Source organism: Dinghuibacter silviterrae, from assembly GCF_004366355.1.
Classification (GTDB): Bacteria; Bacteroidota; Bacteroidia; order Chitinophagales; family Chitinophagaceae; genus Dinghuibacter; species Dinghuibacter silviterrae.
In genome coordinates, this window is record NZ_SODV01000001.1 from 67,375 (window position 1) to 83,510 (window position 16,136).

At 55.1% G+C, this 16,136-nt stretch carries 15 protein-coding genes; 4 read left to right on the plus strand and 11 right to left on the minus strand.

The window, feature by feature from the left end:
* Nucleotides 1–9 precede the first annotated feature (9 nt).
* Entirely contained in the window at nucleotides 10–576 is a 567-nt protein-coding gene (locus tag EDB95_RS00360; RefSeq protein ID WP_133989465.1) for a dihydrofolate reductase family protein, read from the plus strand.
* Between the two features lie 69 nt (nucleotides 577–645).
* On the opposite strand, the gene EDB95_RS27190 is transcribed toward EDB95_RS00360, so the two are convergent.
* The gene (locus EDB95_RS27190; RefSeq protein ID WP_162852435.1) at nucleotides 646–843 is read right to left on the minus strand and encodes a hypothetical protein; all 198 of its coding nucleotides are present in this window, start codon (nucleotides 841–843) and stop codon (nucleotides 646–648) included.
* A gap of 79 nt (nucleotides 844–922) precedes the next feature.
* Here EDB95_RS27190 and EDB95_RS00370 point away from each other — a divergent pair, with 79 nt between their 5' ends.
* Nucleotides 923–2,446 (plus strand): FMN-binding glutamate synthase family protein, encoded by a 1,524-nt coding sequence (locus EDB95_RS00370; protein WP_133989469.1) that lies wholly within the window; start codon nucleotides 923–925, stop codon nucleotides 2,444–2,446.
* On the opposite strand, the gene EDB95_RS00375 is transcribed toward EDB95_RS00370, so the two are convergent.
* From EDB95_RS00375 to EDB95_RS00385, 3 genes are read right to left on the minus strand one after another with little or no spacing between them, the layout of a single operon-like run.
* Nucleotides 2,438–3,343: a helix-turn-helix domain-containing protein gene (locus tag EDB95_RS00375; protein ID WP_133989471.1), complete on the minus strand. Its 906-nt coding sequence runs from the start codon at nucleotides 3,341–3,343 to the stop codon at nucleotides 2,438–2,440. The two genes, EDB95_RS00370 and EDB95_RS00375, sit on opposite strands and share 9 nt — an antisense overlap.
* A 12-nt stretch (nucleotides 3,344–3,355) precedes the next feature.
* A complete protein-coding gene (locus tag EDB95_RS00380; protein ID WP_133989473.1) occupies nucleotides 3,356–4,075 on the minus strand; it encodes an SDR family oxidoreductase in 720 nt (239 codons plus the stop codon).
* Complete coding sequence (locus EDB95_RS00385) at nucleotides 4,076–6,502, minus strand: ABC transporter permease (RefSeq protein WP_133989475.1); 2,427 nt, start codon at nucleotides 6,500–6,502, stop codon at nucleotides 4,076–4,078.
* Nucleotides 6,503–6,561: 59 nt separating this feature from the next.
* Here EDB95_RS00385 and EDB95_RS00390 point away from each other — a divergent pair, with 59 nt between their 5' ends.
* Nucleotides 6,562–6,873 (plus strand): hypothetical protein, encoded by a 312-nt coding sequence (locus EDB95_RS00390; protein ID WP_133989477.1) that lies wholly within the window; start codon nucleotides 6,562–6,564, stop codon nucleotides 6,871–6,873.
* Nucleotides 6,874–6,875: 2 nt separating this feature from the next.
* Here EDB95_RS00390 and EDB95_RS00395 read toward each other — a convergent pair whose 3' ends face one another.
* The 7 genes from EDB95_RS00395 to EDB95_RS00425 form a co-directional block, all read right to left on the minus strand.
* Nucleotides 6,876–8,075: an efflux RND transporter periplasmic adaptor subunit gene (locus EDB95_RS00395; RefSeq protein ID WP_133989479.1), complete on the minus strand. Its 1,200-nt coding sequence runs from the start codon at nucleotides 8,073–8,075 to the stop codon at nucleotides 6,876–6,878.
* 3 nt (nucleotides 8,076–8,078) lie between these two features.
* Complete coding sequence (locus tag EDB95_RS00400; RefSeq protein ID WP_162852436.1) at nucleotides 8,079–9,134, minus strand: efflux RND transporter periplasmic adaptor subunit; 1,056 nt, start codon at nucleotides 9,132–9,134, stop codon at nucleotides 8,079–8,081.
* A 6-nt stretch (nucleotides 9,135–9,140) separates the two neighbouring features.
* Complete coding sequence (locus EDB95_RS00405; RefSeq protein ID WP_133989483.1) at nucleotides 9,141–10,367, minus strand: TolC family protein; 1,227 nt, start codon at nucleotides 10,365–10,367, stop codon at nucleotides 9,141–9,143.
* Complete coding sequence (locus EDB95_RS00410) at nucleotides 10,364–13,519, minus strand: efflux RND transporter permease subunit (protein ID WP_133989485.1); 3,156 nt, start codon at nucleotides 13,517–13,519, stop codon at nucleotides 10,364–10,366. Before EDB95_RS00410 ends, EDB95_RS00405 begins: the two co-directional genes overlap by 4 nt.
* A 10-nt stretch (nucleotides 13,520–13,529) precedes the next feature.
* Nucleotides 13,530–13,757: a heavy metal-binding domain-containing protein gene (locus EDB95_RS00415; protein WP_133989487.1), complete on the minus strand. Its 228-nt coding sequence runs from the start codon at nucleotides 13,755–13,757 to the stop codon at nucleotides 13,530–13,532.
* A 115-nt stretch (nucleotides 13,758–13,872) separates the two neighbouring features.
* Nucleotides 13,873–14,286, minus strand: coding sequence for an HYC_CC_PP family protein (locus EDB95_RS00420; protein ID WP_133989488.1), 414 nt, complete (start codon nucleotides 14,284–14,286; stop codon nucleotides 13,873–13,875).
* A gap of 86 nt (nucleotides 14,287–14,372) precedes the next feature.
* Nucleotides 14,373–15,299, minus strand: a complete 927-nt coding sequence (locus tag EDB95_RS00425; protein WP_133989490.1) for a hypothetical protein — start codon at nucleotides 15,297–15,299, stop codon at nucleotides 14,373–14,375.
* Nucleotides 15,300–15,431: 132 nt separating this feature from the next.
* Here EDB95_RS00425 and EDB95_RS00430 point away from each other — a divergent pair, with 132 nt between their 5' ends.
* On the plus strand, nucleotides 15,432–16,133 hold the full coding sequence (locus EDB95_RS00430; RefSeq protein ID WP_133989492.1) for a response regulator transcription factor: 702 nt from the start codon (nucleotides 15,432–15,434) through the stop codon (nucleotides 16,131–16,133).
* Nucleotides 16,134–16,136: the final 3 nt, after the last annotated feature.

Below are 16,136 nucleotides of genomic sequence, written 5' to 3' on the forward strand. Positions count from 1 at the left end.
ATGTCCCCCATGCGAAAAATCATCGTCACCGAATTCACCACCCTGGACGGTGTCGTCGAAGCCCCCGGCGGCAATGAAACCCCTCACCCCCACGGTGGCTGGCAGTTCAAATTCAACCACCCGGAAACCGGGAAGTACAAGGTGGACGAACTTGCCAGCGTGGATGCCTTGCTGTTGGGTAGAACCACGTACGAAAATTTCGCCGCATACTGGCCCACTCAAACCGGCGCCGGATTCGCCGATCCCATCAACCGTATGCCGAAATATGTCGTATCCGGAAGCCTGCAAAAGGCGGACTGGAACAACAGCCATATCCTCCGCGATATAACCAAAGATGTCCCGGCACTGAAAAAGTCCGATGGCGGTGATATTCTCGTCTATGGGAGCGCCACGCTCGTCAAAGGTCTGCTTCACCATGACCTTGTCGACGAGTTGCGGCTGATGGTATTTCCCGTCTCGATCGGCGGTGGGTTGCGCATATTCGATGACCATCGTGAATTAAAGAAATTCGAACTTAAATACTCCCGCACGATCAATAACGGCGTTATTATCCTCGAATATCAGCCGATCAATTAACTTAATGTATATTTAATACGCCCCAACGAACTAAAAATTTACCTTCCTGGTATAAACAACTCACCTATGTCAAAAGAACACGCAGAACACCACAAGAAGGCCGCCTCGCATAGCGAGAAAGCCGCAGAACATCATCACGAAGCGGCAAAACACTATGAAGCCGGCGACCATGAAGCGGGAGCCCACCATGCACACGCCGCGCATGCCCATCATCTCCACGCCGAAGATCATGCGAAGCATGCCGCGAAACTTCATGCGGAGCATCATGGTGAGAAATAATTTACTCACCTCACCGCAAGTGTCCAGGGAGCCGTTCAAACGACTTCCTGGATTTTTAGCCTAAACTATGCGCAGAACATTCATATTGGTTACGTTACTGGTAACCGCACTTATCCTCTGGTGGTCATTTTACTGGACCTATGCTTTGCTGGCATTCCTCTTGGTAGGACCGTTGGCTTTTATGGGCGTGAAAGACATGTTGCAGCATAAGCAATCGATCAAACGCAATTTCCCGTTGGTCGGCCGGCTTCGTTATATGCTGGAAAAGATACGCCCGGAGATATATCAATATTTTATTGAGTCTGATATTGACGGGACGCCCATTACCCGAAATGACAGATCCGTCATTTATCAGCGGGCCAAACAGCAGATCGACACGACGCCTTTTGGGACCCAGCTTAATGTGTACCAGGAAGGCTATGAATGGATGACCCATTCTCTTCAGCCGATCGCCTTTCAACAATTGGATCATCACCCGCGAATTCCTTTCGGCGGGCATCAATGCACGCAACCCTACAGTATGAGCATACTGAATGTCTCGGCCATGAGCTTCGGTTCGCTTAGCCAGAATGCCATTGAAGCCTTGAACGGAGGCGCAAAAATTGGCGGGTTTGCCCACAACACCGGGGAAGGCGGGATCAGCCCTTATCACCTGAAACAGGGTGGGGATCTTATTTGGCAGATCGGCACGGGGTATTTCGGGGCGCGAACCCCGGAAGGTAAATTCTCGGAGGAGGCATTTGCCGCCAATGCGACATCGCCGGTGGTAAAGATGATCGAAATAAAATTATCCCAGGGCGCCAAACCAGGACACGGAGGCATCCTGCCGGCGATAAAAAATACCCCCGAAATCGCGGCTATTCGCCAGGTGACGGCCGGGACTACCGTGTTTTCACCTCCAGCGCATAGCGCCTTCTCCACTCCGGAGGAATTGATTGGTTTTATTGAAAAGCTGCGTGCTTTATCGGGCGGCAAACCAGTTGGATTCAAGCTCTGCATCGGGATCAAAAGCGAATTCATAGCCATTTGCAAGGCCATGAAACAACTGGACAGTTATCCGGATTTCATCACCATTGACGGGGGGGAAGGCGGCACCGGCGCCGCGCCACCCGAGTTTTCGAATTCAGTAGGGATGCCCCTGCTGGATGCCCTGGCCTTTGCAGACAACAGTCTCCGCGGTTTCGGTATCCGCGACCGCGTAAGGCTGATCGCATCCGGGAAAATCCTCACAGGCTTTCACATGGTAAGGGCCATCGCACTGGGCGCAGACAGTTGCAACAGCGCCCGTGCCATGATGATTGCCCTTGGCTGTATCCAGGCCCTCCAGTGCAACAAAAACACCTGTCCGACAGGGGTGGCCACGCAGGACCCTATGCTCATGAAAGGCCTGGTCGTCGGGGACAAAAAACAACGTGTGGCCAATTTCCACAAGCATACCATAGAGAGTTTCGTTGAGCTCATCGGTGCGGCCGGGATCGATCATCCTTCTAAATTGGACCGCTCCTATATATGCAGACGCGTCTCCATGAATCTTGTCAAATCATACGAGGAAATTTACCCCACCGTACAAGACGGGAGCTATTTATTGTAACCCGCGGTACTCGCTGGGCGATTTCCCGGTCTTCGCCTTGAAAATCTTTGTGAAGTGGGAGGGATGCTCAAAACCCAGTTCGTAGGCAATCTCACTGATCGAATGTCCCGAACCCCACAAAAGCGTCTTTGCCCGGTCGACCAATTCCAGGTGGATGTGTTCGAGCGTGCTCTTGCCCGTTGCCTTCTGCAACAAATCGGACAAGTACGTTGGCGATAGATGTAGTTTCGAGGAAAAGTATGTCACGGGAGGTAATCCCGTTTCGATCAGCGTGGACTTGCCAAAGTACTCCTTTAGGAGCGATTCGAACCGCTGCACGATATCCGTATTGACACGGGCGCGGGTGTAAAATTGCCGGTCATAGAAACGGTTACAGTAATTCAACAACAATTCAATGTTGTTCACGATCAGTCCCTGGGTATGCTTATCAATGGTGCCCTGGTATTCCCGCTCGATCTTCCGGAGACAATCTTTGATCAACGCATTCTCCTCATCGGAGATGTGCAGCGCTTCGTTGGCCTCGTAGTGAAAGAAGGTGTACTCATGCATCCTTTTCCCGAGCGGTGTTCCATACAGCAAGTCGGGATGAACGAGCAAAACCCAACCCTCGTCCACCTGTATGTCGGGTCCGGCACCGATGATCTGCCCGGGTGCGGTAAAGATCAATGATCCGTCTTTGAAATCGTAATGGCTTTTGCCATAATACATCAGCCCGTCAAATTTCTTGGCCGAAATGGTATAAAATCCAAACCGGTACCGGATGGCTTCTTTGGGCCGCCGGGCGTAGAACTCGGTATGGTCGATCACGCTCACAAGCGGATGTTTCGGCCGGGGATATTGCACAAAATCGTGCAAATCCCCGATCGATTCCACCTCGACAAACAATTCTTTCTCCATGATGCTATAAATTTACGCTATACCGGTCTGCTCTACGATCACCTTTTTAAAAGTGGCGTCATCTACCTGTTGGCGCACCTGCAATAGCTGCACTGCGTCTTGTCCCACCGGGTATCGCAATTGCTCAGACCCGTCGGTTGCCGCCTGGTAGATCACGTCGGCGACCTCCCGGATATTTTCGGAAAAAGTCCATTCCGCAAGTTTCGTGGTGAAGAGCGCCCAAGGTTGTTGGTAGTCGGCCAGGTTCCCAGCACCAAAGGGGGCCAGCGACCTGCCCGCAAATTCGGTCCTATAGCCACCCGGCTCTACGATCTTGGTCCGGATACCGAGGGGATTGAGTTCGTATTGGAGCGACTCGGTCAGTCCTTCCACCGCAAATTTTGTGGCGTGGTACAAGGTGGAAAAAGGGAAGGTGATCCTTCCGCCCACGGAAGAAATATTGACGATCGCACCCGTCCGGTGCGCCCGCATCGAGGGCAGCACGGCCTTGGTAACAGCTATCAACCCAAAGAAGTTGACCTCCAGTTGCCGGCGGACCTCTTCGTCGGATGCAGCTTCAAGGGCGCCCAGCGCCCCGTATCCGGCATTGTTGACCAGCACATCGATCTGACCAAAGGCATCCAGCGCCGCTTTGACGGCAGCAGTGATGGAGGTTTCGTCCGTCACATCGAGTTTTGTCACCAATACGCCGGACAAGCCGGTCAGCTCCTGCTCTTTTTCCGGAGAACGCATTTATTCGACCCTCAAACTTTTCACAGGATTGGCCCTCGCCGCCTTGAATGCCTGGAGGGCAACCGTGATCCATGCGACGCCAAGAATACCTGCCCCTGTCAGGGCGAATACCCACCACGACAATTGGATGCGGTAATAATACCCCTCCAGCCAGCGGTGCATGACATACCAGGCCAAAGGGGTGGCGATGAGAAACGCCAGGGCGACAAGACGGAGAAAATCCCTGGAGATGAGACCGACGATGACCTGTAACGAAGCACCCAGGACTTTCCGGATGCCGATTTCCTTGGTCCGGTTTAGGGCCGAAAGCATTGCCAGTCCCAGAAGTCCCAGGCAAGCCAGGAAGATGGATATACCCCCTGCCCAGCCTATGATATGGCTCAGACGGACGTCAGCGATATAATAGCGATCGAGGTCCTCGTCCAGGAAGGTGTACCGGAGCGAATACCCGGGTGCCGCCTTGTCCCATTCCGTTTGGATGGCGGCCAAGGCCTTTGACGGATCCCCGGGATGGATCCGGACGAAAAAATGATACGGCATTCCCCCGGTAAAAGCATGGAACAATTGGGGCTGTATGGCTTGATCCATGGCCTGGAAGTGAAAGTCCTTCACCACGCCGACCACCGTGGGCGGTGCGGCGGTATCACCACTTTGCAGGCTTTTTAACTGCCGCCCGATGGCAGTGGCGGGGGTCCAGCCGAGGGCCTTGACCATCGCTTCATTGATCAGGACCGAGTGTACCGTGTCGGCGCTGAACGCCCCTGACAGGTTCCTTCCTGCCGTGATCTGCATACCCAATACCGGTACAAAGTCCGGGTCGACAAAAAATGGGTGGTACTCAAACGATTTGTCCTCGTAGTCATAACCCCGGATGGCGATCCCCTCGCGATCACCCAGACCATTGTCCGCACTTGCCGTCCCGGCAATCGAAGGATACGCTGTCAGGCCCTGTTTGAAGCGTGCGTAAATATTGTTTATACCCGGTATGTTCCTAGCCTCGATGACCACCACGTTTTCCTTGGCGAACCCGGGGTCCTTGGATTGCATAAAGTGCACTTGCTGCACCATCACCATAGCCCCGATGATCAACCCTGTAGATAGTACGAACTGTAGGGTGACCAGCGATTTGGTGAACCCATTGGCGCCTCCGAAGCGCAGCTTGGATTTCAATACATCGACCGCCCGGAACCTGGAAAGCATCCAGGCGGGATAACCGCCCGAGAGTACCGTCACTACCCCGATCAGCCCAATAGTCATCCAAGGCAATACAGGATATCTCTCAAAGGAAAAACTCAGGTTCCTGCCGGTATAGTCATTGAAAAAGGGAAGCAGGAAGAAGGCAAGCGCATAGCCCAACACAAACGCCACCAGGGTCATCAGGAAGGCCTCCGTGAGAAATTGGCGACGCAAATTCCCCACCCTGCCGCCGATGGCTTTACGAACACCCACCTCCCGGGCCCGATGGGCGCTGCGGCCAACGGACAGCGTGGTGAAATTGATACAAGAGATCAAAAGAACCCCCGACGCAATACCTAGCAGGATCCAAATAAAGGAAGGGTCGACGGGTGGGATTCTTAAAAAGCGTGCAGTGAAACCAAAACCCGTATCCGTATGCATTTCCGTCAGTGGCTCCAGCGCAAAAAAATCCGGCTTTGCATGGCCTTTGTAAGGGAGATACTTCAATCTGAATGCAGTCAGCAGTTTTTCATCGGAGGCCAGGTTGCTTCCTGGTTGCAATTGTACAAACGTCAGAAATGAACTCCTATCCCAGTTACCGATATCTCCTTTGCCTTCCGCTGTGGTTTCGATCACCTGGAAGTTGGCCAGCATATTAAACGAGATCGACGAGTTCGCCGGAATGTCCTCCGCCACGCCCGTAACCGTAAAAGGCTCGAATGCATTCCCCAGGACCTGCATCTGAATCGTCTTGCCCATGGCATCCTCATTCCCGAAAAGGCGTTTCGCCGTTTCCTCCGTTACGACCAGGCTGTGCAGACCGTTCAGTGCCGAAGCCGGGTTCCCTTCCTTAAGGTGGAATGAAAATATATGGAAAAAAGAAGGGTCCGCGAAGGCGATATTCTCCCGTTTGGCCACGTCTCCCTGGTGTAGGAAGGTTTCAAAAGACTGCACGAAGCGGGTGTAATCCACCACCCCGGACAGGTCTTGCTTCATGGCAGGTCCCAGGGGCATGGGCGTAAACAGGCTCCCTCCAGCCAAATGCTTATGATAGATCGCATTGTCATCATAAGCCCGGTAGATATTTTTGGCATTCCGGTGGAAACTATCGAAGCCGAACTCATTCAGCGCATACAGCAAAAAGAGGCTAAAGCAGGCCACGCCTATGGACAATCCGAATATGTTGATAAAGGAAAGGACCTTTTGTTTGGCCAGGTTTCTCCAGGCGATAAGGAGGTAGCTTCTGATCATGGCGACTTGCAATTTCCATGGAAGTTACTTATTTTACCTGGTCACCTAAATCTATTAGGATGAAAAACATCAAAACGACCTTGCTCTTAAGTACCGTATGGTGCTGTGCATTCATTTTCAATGGATGCGAAACAAAAACCACCTACTGCACCTTTGTCCTTCGAAGCAACAGGTGCGACATTTCAAAAGACATCCAAAACCTCTGTTTCAAATGTAACGGCACGACCTGCCCTGACATCGCCATGAAACAGGTTTACCTGAAAAAGGGGGAAAAGGACAGCTGTCTTGTGTCCATAGGGAACAAGATCAGCGACTGCGGCCAATGCGCTCCGGGAGACAGCATTGTTGAGCTGCTCAGTATTGCACAGTAACATTACATTTTCATCCCCGCCATCGCATCTCCCCCGTGCATAAACCCATACGCGCTGTTCACCCAATAGGCGCCTTCCGTTACCACTACGTCCCCTGCTGTCAGCCCTGACCGGATTTCGACCCGGTCCCCTTCTTCCACGCCCGTATCCACCATCACCGGCCGGAACAGGTTATGCCCTGCGGCCACCCATACCAGGTTTCCCGTCGCGCCGCGGATCACCGCCGTTTCCGGCAGCGTCAGCGAATGCCGTTCACCGTTCGTTACCCTTACTTCTGCCGCCATCCCTGGTTTTAACACGCCGTCCCCATTCCTCAGCACGATCCGTACCCCGTTGATCCGGGCGTCCGGGTCCACTTCCGGATTCATAAACGAAATCCGCCCCGGCCATTCCCTGCCCGGCACTTCGGGCAACCGGACCACCACCGGCGCCTCCTTGCCGATGTCCGGCAACTGTGAAGTATAGACCTGCGCTTCCACCCATACGGTCGATAAGTCCACCAGCCGGACCACCACCGTTCCAGCCGCCACCTCATCTCCCTCATGCCCCTCCACGGACGTGACCACGCCCTCCGAAGGACTATAAAAAGAAGTCACCGGCTCCGGCTTCCGCACCCGCGCGAGCTCCGCCACCTGTGCCTCACTCAACCCCCACAACAATAATTTACTACGGGCCGCTTCCATGAGTTGTTTCAAATCGACCACGTTGCTGTGCAGCGTTTCCTGCCGTTCCAGCGCCAGCAGGTACTCCTGCTCCGCATTGTTCAGCTCCTCACTGTACAGATCGTATAACTTCTGTCCCTTGTGTACCGCCTCTCCCGTGGTCTTGACATACAGCCGCTCGATCCTTCCCGCCAGCCGCGCACTCACCGCCGTGCTTCCCGTCTCGTTCACCGTCACCGTTCCCGTCAGCACCATCCCGTCCCCAATCACCGAGCCCCCCACCGTATCCAGCCGGACACCGCCCAACCGCATCTGCTGGTCACTCAACTGTACCGATCCGTCCCCCATGTCCATCGACTTCTTCACCGGTATCAACTCCATTCCGCAAATGGGGCATTTCCCCGGACGGTCCTGCATGATCTGTGGGTGCATCGAGCAAGTATACACCGTGTCCGAATGAACGACTACTGCCTCTTTCTTCACCTCCCGGCACGCACCAAACAACAAAGCGGCCGCCGTCAGAACAATAATATACCGCATACTTTACTTTTTAACTTTTATGAAATCTTCGCTGTCCGCCAAAAACTGCCCATTCTCCGCCACCGGGTCCGCAGCCCCCAGACCCGACAGCACCTGCACCTGGTCTTTATAGGTTATCCCCGGCACCACTTTCTGTGCCCGGAACCCACTGTCTCCCTTCAAAAAGACGACCCTGTCCGTTCCCAGGGACACCACCGCCGACGAAGGCAGCCAGTTCCCCGTCACCGTACCCGGCCAGATCGTCGCCTTCACCTGGCTCCCGATAGGAATATCCCGAACACTATTGTCAAAATACACCCGTACCGTCAGCGTCTTGTCCGCCTTTCCATACAACGGCAGCACTTCATCCACCATACCCTCAAAACCCTTATCCGGCGCCGTTTCCGGGACCACCTGTACCCTGTCCCCCTTCCGCACCAGCGCTCCGTCCCCCGGAAACACTTGTAGCACCGCCCAGCTCCGGTCCATGTTAAACACCTGGAAAATCGTCTGCCCCTTCTCCACATACATACCCTCCTTTACCGGCAGTTCCTCTGTCATACCGGACGCGCCGGCAGTAGCCTGAGCGTCGGGCATGGTGTTCCCCGCCTCGTGGATATGACCCGTATACGGACTATAAACACCCAGCGTTGCCGAAGGCCGCCCCGTCCGCGCTACCTCCGCCAGTTGCTCCCCGCTTACCCCCAACAACAACAGCCGTTGCCGCGCCGCGCCGATCAGCACCCCATTCTGCGGATCATTTTTCAACAGGAACAACAGGTCCCGCTCCGCCGTCTCCAGCTCCGGGCTATACAGGTCCATGATCCGCTCTCCTTCATGAACATGCTGATAACGGTAATGCACATACAGTCTTTCGATCCGGCCCGACACCCGGGCGGCCATCGTACTTACCCGTCGCGTATCATACGCCACTGTGCCCAGCACCGCCAGTTCCGGCTGCACCGTGTCCCGGTGCATGGTGGTGACCGGTATCGATGAAACCACCGCAGCGTCTTCATGTCCTCCCTGGGCACAACCCATCAACAACAAGGCCGTACCCAAAAACCAGCTCTTTTTCATACGCATTTATTTTAGCTCCAATACCCGTTTTAATTCCACCTCCATCAGCAACAACTGCTCCACGTCATCCCAATACTCCAACTGAGTGCTATCCAGTGTATCCCAGGCATCGTACACGCTCAACAGCTCCTCCGTATTCTGCTCGTACGCCAGCTCCAGGGTCTCGAAGTTCTTCCGCAACGCCGGCAGCACCTGCTCCTTCAACACCTCCACCTGCCGCCGCTTTGCGTCCAGCGCCCGCTGCAAGCCATACGCCGCTCCCGTCGCCTCGTTCACCATGGCCTCCCGCTCCTCCTCCAAAGACTCCGTCTGCCATTTCAGGCGCTCCACGTTCGCCTTCGTTCCCCTCGACGACCAGGAAGCCATCGGGAGCCGTACCGTTGCCATCAACGTGTATTCCATGGGCATCCCTCCAAAACTGAACATATGATCATACCGCAACCCGAACTCCGGACGCAGCTTCGACCTTTCCGCGGCCGCCTCCAACCCGTTCAGCCGGATACTTTCATTCACCGCCCGTATATCGCTGCGCGTCGCCAACAGCCCCGCGCTATCGACAGGAACCACCGGCCCCAAAGGCGTCACCGCCGTATCCACCTCGAACACCGTCCCCTTATCCCGGTTCATGAGCGTATTCAACACGATCCGTGCCTGTTCCACGGTATTCTCCAGTCCAATCCGCCGGTCCTCCAACCGTCCCAGCGCCGCCTTTGCCTTATAATAGGCGCCTATTTTCCCCAGGTTATTCTTATACCGCAGCTCCGCGTCCCGGATCATAAAGTCCAGCAGCTTCGCGTCTTCGTCCAATACACCCATGCGATGCACCGCCACAACCCACTGATCATACGCCCGGCCGGCCGCCGCATACAGTTCGTTCGCCGTCGTGCCCTTTTTTGCCCGCTCTACCGCCGACATCCCCTGCAAATAGGCTTCTTCCGCTTCCTGTGTCCGGCGGTTCGGAAACATTTGCTCCGCCGATACCATATACTGCCCCTGCTGCTTCCACAGCGAAGGATCATACGGCGTCATCCACCACCCGGTGCTCACCTGCGGCGCGTCCCAACTCCGCGCGCCTTTCGCCCCCTCGTCCAGCGATCGCGCCAAGGCATCCGAGGACCGAAGCGAAGGATGGCTCCGCCCGATCTCCGCCACAATACTATCCAGCCCCATCGCTTCCTGACCCCGGGCAACCCCCGCCGAAAGCAGCCCTATACAAATCAATAGTGATTTCATAGTATGTGTCCAAATTTTCGTAATTCGTATTCTTTTGTCATGAGAAAGATCAGCGGTGTCACCAGCAGGATATGCGTAGCCGATGTCAGCACCCCGCCCACCATCGGCAGTACGATCGGTTTCATGACATCGCTCCCTACCCCGTTGCTCCACAGGATCGGCAGCAGGGCAAACAACGCCACCGATACCGTCATGAGCTTTGGCCGCAGCCGCCGGGCCGCTCCGGCGATCACCGCCTCCCGCAAGTCCGCCCGCGTGATCGTCTCCCGTGAATTACCCTTTGCCGCCACCAGCTGGGTCATCGCGTCATTCAGGTAAATCACCATCACGATCCCCGTCTCCACCGCCAGTCCAAACAGCGCGATAAAGCCCACCGCCACCGCTACCGAAAGGTTCACGTGCCATACATAAATCATTACCGCTCCCCCGATCAGCGCAAACGGGATCGATACCAGCGACAGAAACGCCTCCCTTGCCGAGTGAAAAGCGAAGTACATGGCCCCGAAGATGACCAGCAAGACCACCGGCAGGATCCACGTCAACGTCCGCTCACTCCGTATCAGGTTCTCATACTGCCCGCTCCACTCGATATAATAACCCTTCGGCAGACCCGTCAGTGCGTTGTCCAGCCGTTCCTGCGCCTCCTTCACCGTTCCCGCCAGGTCCCTGTCCCGCACATTGAACAACACCGTCCCCCGTAGCGCCGCGTTCTCCGAATTGATCATCGGCGGCCCTTCGGTGATCTTTATATCCGCAACGGCCTCCAGCGGCACCGGCCCAAAACCGTTTGTCGCCACCGATAGCCGCCTGAGCGCCGTCAGGTTATCCCTGAAATCCTGCCCGTACCGCGCGTTCACCGAAAACCGCTCCCTGCCCTCTATCGTCGTCGTCAATTTCATTCCTCCCAGCGCGCTTTCCACCACGGCGTTCACGTCATCCACGGTCAGCCCGTAGCGGCCGATCTCCTCCCGCTTTACCGCAATGTCGATATACTTGCCCCCGGTGATCGGATCCACATACAAATCCTTTACCCCGGGTATGCCATTCAACGCAGCCCGTATCCGCTGCGACAACGCATCGATCGTGTCCAGGTTTTGCCCGTACACCTTCACCCCCACATCCGTCCGTATCCCGGTAGACAACATATTGATCCGGTTGATGATCGGCTGTGTCCACCCATTCGTCACCCCCGGGATCTGCAGCTTCGCGTTCAATTCCCGGATAATGCTATCCTTGGTTACACCCGGCCGCCATTCCGACTTCGGTTTCAACAACACAATCGTCTCCACCATATTGATCGGCGAATTATCCGTCGCCGTATTGGCCCGCCCCGCCTTGCCCAAAACATTGGCCACTTCCGGCTGCGAGGCAATAATCCGGTCCTGTACCACTAGCAGCCTCTTCATCTCCGCATTCGACACATCCGGCTGCGTCACCGGCATAAACAGGATCGTCCCTTCATCCAGCGGCGGCATAAACTCCCGCCCCAGGCTCAATACCAGCGGTACACAAACCGCCAGCGCCAGCACGTTGATCCCCAGCGTCGCCCAGCGCAGGCGCAGACAACCCCGGATCACCCATTCGTAACCCCGCTCCAGCAGGCGGTTCACCGGGTTGGCGCCCTCTCCGCGAAACCGCCCCCGCATAAACAGCGAGATCAGCACCGGCGCCAGCGTCACGACCAGCAACGCATCCACGGCCAGGATAAACGTCTTTGTGTACGCCAGCGGGTGAAACAGCTTCCCCTCCTGCCCCGTCAGCAGAAACACCGGCAGAAAGGAGACGATAATAATCACCGTCGAGAAAAACACCCCTCTCGATACCTGGACACAGGCCTTCCGGATCAGCTCCATCCGTGTCGCTCCGGCCAGCCGGTCCCCCGGACCCAGTGCCGCCTGCCCCTCCGCCAGGTGCCGGTATGCATTTTCAGACATAATGATCCCGTTGTCCACGATCACCCCTATGGCCAGTGCGATCCCCGTCAGCGACATGATGTTCGAGGACAACCCGAAAGCATTCAGCAGGATAAAGCTTGTCGCAATCGTGACCGGTATCTGGATAATAATACTCAATGCGCTCCGCCAGTCCAGCAGGAAGAGCAGCACGACCAGCGACACGATCATCATCTCCTCCACCAGCTTCCCCTTCACATTCCCGATCGCGCCCTTGATCAGTTCAGACCGGTCATACGCCACCTTAAAGGTCACCCCCGCCGGCAGCCCCCGCTGCACATCCGCCATTTTTTGCTTCACTGCTTCCACCACCTTATCCGCGTTCTCCCCGTAACGCATCACCACGATACCCCCCACGACCTCTCCGCGGCCATTCTCGTCGAATATCCCCAACCGTAAATCGCCCCCCATTTGTACCGCGGCAATATCCTTTACCCGTATGGGGATGCCTTTGTTGTTGCCCACGGCGATATTTTCCAAATCTGTTTGATCCTTTACGTAGCCCAGTCCACGGATGATATACGCCGCATCCCCCAGGTCCATCTTCCGTCCCCCCACGTCGTTATTTCCCGCGCGGACCGCCCGCGCCACATCCCCCATCGACAACCCGTAATATTGCAGTTTTATAGGGTCCACCACCAGCTGATACTGTTTTTCAAACCCTCCAAAGGAAGCCACCTCGGCCACCCCCGGCACCGTTTGCAAGGCCAGTTTTACGTACCAGTCCTGCAACGCCCGCTGATCCCCCAGGTCCATCCCTTTCGCCTGCAGCGTATACCACAGCACATGCCCCACGCCCGTCCCGTCAGGCCCCAGCGTCGGCACCACATCCGGAGGCAGCAGCCGCTGCGCATAGCTCAACCGCTCCAGCACCCGGCTCCTGGCCCAGTATACATCCACGTCGTCATCGAAAATGATGTATACGAAACTCATCCCGAACATCGAAGCCCCCCGCACGTTCTTCACCTTGGGGATCCCCTGGAGGTTGCTCACCAACGGATACGTCACCTGGTCCTCCATGATCTGCGGGCTCCGCCCCTGCCACTCCGTAAATACAATCACCTGGTTCTCCGACAAGTCCGGGATCGCATCGATGGGGTTCTGCCGGACCGAGTAAATACCCCAGCCCAGCAGCCCCGCGGCAGCCAGCAATACCATTACCCGGTTTTGCAGCGACCACCCGATTAATTTTTGCACCATATTGGTAAGGTTACATTTTCATTCCTTTCATCGAGGTCGTATCCTTTTTCGCACTCTTCGGCTTCTTCACCACCAGCGTCATTCCACACTTCGGACACTTGCCTGGCTTATCACTCACGACCTCCGGGTGCATCGGACAAGTATAAACGACCGCTGCGCTCTTCGAGCCTTTCCGGTCCGCATGTACGGTTTGTGCAAAAACCCCACCGACAGCCAACAACAGGGCCATCGTTATCATCAATAACTTTTTCATTTTTTTAAATTTTGGAGTGTATATGTAATAGTTATCAGCCGTCTGCAGACCATCGCAAACGACAAAGCCCGGCAGGACGCCAGGCATCAGGAGATAAAAATCAAATACGGAAATTACAATTGCGCAGGAAAATGGAAACCCCTTGCGCTAACGGCGGCCCATTGGCCACCGGCCGGGCAATCGCAGGATCGATCACCACCGGCAAACTCAACCCGGAAAAAGACAGTGGAACCAGCGCCGGTGCAAGAGACCACTCCACCCAGGTCTGGGCGGGCTTTTGCGCCTGGTCGCTTTGCAGGTGCACGTGTTTGTCATGACAGCAGTGCTTCATCCCCACCGTGCAACCCGGCATCTCGGTCTTCATCGCCATGCCGCAGGTCATGCAATCCTTGCTCTCCCGGTCCATCAACCCCCAAGCCACAAGGTGCCCCATGCAATAATGCAGGTGCACCGTAGCCCCCATCGAGGTCGACAGGTAAAGAACAGCTAATATGGATGCGACAACCTTCTTCATGGATGTTCCTCCAAAGCTATACACTTTCCCCGAATCCCTGTTATACTTTAATGGGAAAAAATTGCAAAATTCGACCACCCGGCCGTCTACTGAATGCTCACCACCGGACAATTCACATTAGCAACATCAGCTCCCAACAAGGGCGCTGCCGTAGCCGTGGAAAGGTTATTTACGCTGGCAAAGCTGCTGTTGTCATACACCGACACCGCCCACAGGGGAGAATACCCCGGATCGGTCGGAATCGCGCTGATGACATTATGGGTTTGTACCGAACCCGTCTCCATTTTAAATCCGGAAGCAGGTCCGCCACCCGGCTGGTTGGGATTGATATTAAAAGTAACATAAATGGGCGCCAGGGGCACCTGGCCATTGGCGGTCACCGAAAGCGTTTTTTCAAAGAAATTAAAGTAAAACACCACCATATCCCGGTACCAGCCTGTCGTCAACGACGTATCACTGCCCGCAGGTAACCTTTTCGACGCCGTAGAACCCTTGGGAACCACCGGGCAATTCACCAGCTGAGTGGTCATGCTGACCGCGTACCCTTTGGCCATGATCTCCTGGTAACTGGTCACCGAATTGGCCACATAGTCGGACGGAACGGTCACCTTATAAATCTGCCAGAAATCATTGTACCCCGTATCCCCGGGGATCACGTCTATGACATTCAACTGCCCCGGAACCGAGGTGCTTTCCCCGGCCTTATAAAATACATAGATCGGCGCCGGTGTCAACGGCTGGACATCGAAATTATAATATTGGACCACCTGTCCGGAAGGCGTAAACCCCTGCGTAATAAAGGGGCCCTGGTCAAAATTCACGGGTGCGTTGGCAGCGGGCAGGCCGTTTGTAGCGGTCCTTACCTGCAAATGACCCGCAGCACTGCTAAACCTGTCGATAGAAGCCTGTGGGGCCGTATTGGGGTCTTTCGCCTCAGCTGTATTCGAATTGCTCTTTTTGCAGGAAGCCAGCGCAAGAAATAAAAGCCCGGAGAAAAAAAACGATCTTTTCATGAGGTGATTATTTTGATACCGCAAAACTAGAACCCCCTCATCCCGCAAAGATTGCCGAGTTATAACAATTGTATCACACCGGCCGCCGTATGATTAATTTCCGGAATTTTGACCTTTTGGAAGAACTGTTCCATGAAGAAGGTACTCATCATCGAAGACGATCCGCAGATCATCGAATTACTTGACATTCACCTCACTGACCTGTCCTGTACCGTCACCGGTGTTCGTGACGGCAACGAAGGGTTGGCCCTCGCCCTGAAAACAACCTTCGACCTCGTCGTGCTGGACATCATGCTGCCGGGGCTAAACGGTATGGATATATGCAGACGCATCCGGCAAGCCGGTAACACCACCCCGATCCTTATTCTGTCGGCCAAATCGGAAGAATTCGACAAGGTACTGGGGCTCGAAACCGGCGCCGACGACTATTTGACAAAACCCTTCAGCATACGGGAGCTGACGGCACGGGTAAAGGTCATCTTCAGAAGAAAAGACGACTGGCCTGAAGAAGCCGACCGGCCTGGCAAGATCCAAATGAAATTCGGCAAACTGGAGATCGATATGGACAAGCGAAAAGTAACCCTCAACAACACGCGGGTAGAACTCTCCCCAAAAGAATTCGAACTCCTTACCCTGATGGCGTCATCCCCCGGCAAAAGTTATAGCCGGAAACAATTGCTGACGCTTATCTGGGGATACGACTTCGATGGATATGAACACACGGTCAACTCACACATCAACCGCTTGCGGGGCAAAATAGAGGCAGACATCTCCCATCCCCAATACATCCTCACCACCTGGGGTGTCGGTTACCGGTTTAACGAAGAATATTAAAAG